The sequence below is a fragment of the Roseomonas chloroacetimidivorans genome (genome assembly GCF_049629625.1).
Taxonomy (GTDB): domain Bacteria; phylum Pseudomonadota; class Alphaproteobacteria; order Acetobacterales; family Acetobacteraceae; genus Roseomonas; species Roseomonas chloroacetimidivorans.
In genome coordinates this window covers 1-2,363 of the sequence record NZ_JBNBZS010000231.1, presented here as the reverse complement: position 1 = coordinate 2,363, position 2,363 = coordinate 1, and the positions used below count along the sequence as shown (strand labels likewise).

The 2,363-nt window shown below is 67.1% G+C and carries 3 protein-coding genes and 1 pseudogene; 1 reads left to right on the top strand and 3 read right to left on the bottom strand.

Features of this window, described 5'->3' with window-relative positions; genetic code table 11:
- Both ACO1BU_RS36940 and ACO1BU_RS36935 read right to left on the bottom strand, forming a co-directional pair.
- Positions 1-266: pseudogene (locus ACO1BU_RS36940) on the bottom strand (IS256 family transposase); the annotation flags it as partial.
- Between the two features lie 187 nt (positions 267-453).
- Complete coding sequence (locus ACO1BU_RS36935; RefSeq protein WP_424140837.1) at positions 454-1,614, bottom strand: GNAT family N-acetyltransferase; 1,161 nt, start codon at positions 1,612-1,614, stop codon at positions 454-456.
- Between the two features lie 179 nt (positions 1,615-1,793).
- On the opposite strand from ACO1BU_RS36935, the gene ACO1BU_RS36930 reads away from it, so the two are divergent.
- Complete coding sequence (locus ACO1BU_RS36930) at positions 1,794-2,096, top strand: hypothetical protein (RefSeq protein ID WP_424140836.1); 303 nt, start codon at positions 1,794-1,796, stop codon at positions 2,094-2,096.
- 18 nt (positions 2,097-2,114) lie between these two features.
- On the opposite strand, the gene ACO1BU_RS36925 is transcribed toward ACO1BU_RS36930, so the two are convergent.
- Positions 2,115-2,363, bottom strand: a 249-nt coding sequence (locus ACO1BU_RS36925; RefSeq protein ID WP_424140835.1) for an SDR family oxidoreductase, incomplete at its 5' end; no start/stop codon positions are given.

The following is a 2,363-nucleotide window of genomic DNA, read 5'->3' as shown; positions in this document are numbered from 1 at the left end:
GCGCCGCGGTCGCGCAACTTGACCCGTTGCACCGCAACCGGGCCGATGCCGGTCTGTACTTTGCGCTCCGGATTATGCCCGTGCCGCACGACACGCTTGCGCCCGTCCGGCAGCCGCAAGCCGCGCATCTCTGCCAGGAAGGCGTCCGCCTCAGCCTCGATGGCCCGCGCCAGCAAGCACCGGGCGCCGTTCCGCAAGACCGCCTTCAGCGGATCTTCGTCCGTCTCGGGCTGGCGGAGGGGGACGACGGTGCTATTGCTCGTCATGCCGTATCGCTCCTTCGGGAGGTTCTGGCAGGCTCGTCCCCCGCCTCGATACGCCGCCTTTCTCAGGTCGTCATCACCCAGCTTCGCCCATAGCTCCTCAAGCGCAGTCCAGAGAGCCGCCGGCCGCCGCAGCCACGGGTCACCCCTGGCCTGCCTGGCGAGCAGCAGAGCGGTCCCACCCTTACTATCACGCGCCGACTCTCTTCTCGTAAACGCGGTAGTTCTTGTAGACACGGGCGCCCAGCGCTTCCGCTAAGTGCCGCATGGGCAGGTTGTCCTCCAGCACCCAGGACAGTTCGATGCGCTTCAGGCCGAGCGCCAGCGCCTCCCGCCGCAGCGCCTCGACCAAAAACAGCGGTAGCACCCGGCCAAGAAGTCCCGCGGCCAGTTGCCGGCGCACGCCCATCAGCGGCACGCGCGCGGTGGCAACGCCCGCGATCTTCAGGCGCCAGAGCAGCTTAGCCCAGCCGAAGGGCAGCAGCCGCCCGGAAAGATCCCGGACCGCCTCATTCAGATTGGGCAGGCATACGGCGAAGGCTACTGGCTTGCCCGCCATCTCCGCGAACCAGACCAACCGCTCATGCAGCAGCGGGCGCAACTCGGAGGCCAGATGCGCTACCTCCTCCTCCGTGAGAGGAACGAAGCCCCAATTGCCCGACCATGCATCGTTGAAGATATCGATCAGCACGGCGACCTCCTCGCGCAGCGATCCGCGGCGCATGGGGCGCAGCGTGACACCGGCGGGCAGGCCGCGCGCCACGACGCGGGCGGCCGCGGGCCACACCGGGATCGAAGGCTCCGAAACATAGGCCAGCAGGTCGCGCACCTTGCGGTAGCCAAGCTGCTCCAGACGTTGCCCGGCATAGGGCGGGTCATGCGGCATCATCAGCATGGGTGGGGTGTCGAAGCCCGAGACCAGCAGCCCGGTCTGCTCGTTGATGGAAAGGCTGAAGGGACCCTGCATCACGCGGAGCCCGCGCGCCCGGGCCCAGGCTTCCGCCGTGGCCAGCAGTGCCGCGAAGACCTCAGCGTCGTCTTCCGCTGCCAGCAGGCCGAAATGGGCCGGGCGTCCCTTTTCCCCGCCCGGCACCAGCCGGTCCTCCTGCGCACTGATGCGGCCGACATCGCGGCCATCCCGGCGGGCAATCCAGAAGGCGGCCTCGCCATGGCGGAACCACGGGTTCTTCTTCGGCGACAAGGCGTCGCGGCGTTCCATCAGAAGCGGCGGAACCCAGGCGGGATCGGCCTGGAACAGCTCATGCGGCAGGCGGATGAAGCGGTCGAGGCCAGCGCGGTCGGTCACCGGCAGGATCTCGAGCGACGAGGCCCGCGTTTGCGGCGGGATCACGCCACTTCGCCTAGCATTGACGAGACCGACGTCTATGTTTGGTCCGCGTCTTATCGTGTCGGGTTACAGTCTCAGTTGCACGCGCGCCTGCGGTGATGAAGCTCCCGGTTCCGGAATTCAGATCGCGTCCGACCGGGCGCTCTCGGCTCTCCAACATCAGCGTGCAAAGGCCGAGCAGCATGGAGAAGATGATCACCCGGGCGGCGAGCCAACGCAGGCTTGCCAAACTGGGGTCAGTAGCTGCCGCACTAGCTTCCGCTATCCTCGCCATGAACCTGGGAACTCTTGCACTTGGCAAGCTCGAAACCTCCTTCAGTGCCTCGAGGACTGGCCGCGCCACCAGACGCTGCATCGTCAGCACCCTGAGCTGCGATCTCCGCCAGCGCGTCCTGGACGGCAAGACACCTCAACAGATCGTGCCTGAGCGCCTCAAGGTCAGGCGCAAGGTCCCACGGGCCGAGATCATGGTGGCTAGCATCTAAATGTCTCCCACTCCTCCCTCAAAACATGTGCTGGCCGCCATTGATGGAGAGGGTGGAGCCGGTGATGAAGTCGGCGTCGTCCGCCGTCAGGAAGGCGACGCCACGGGCGATGTCGTCCGCGGTGCCGAGGCGACCGCGCGGGATGCGGGCGATGATCTTCTCCAGCACGTCCGGCGGCACGGCGCGGACCATCTCGGTGTCCACATAGCCGGGGGCGATGGCGTTGACCGTGACGCTGAAGCGCGCGCCTTCCTGGGCCAGGGCCTT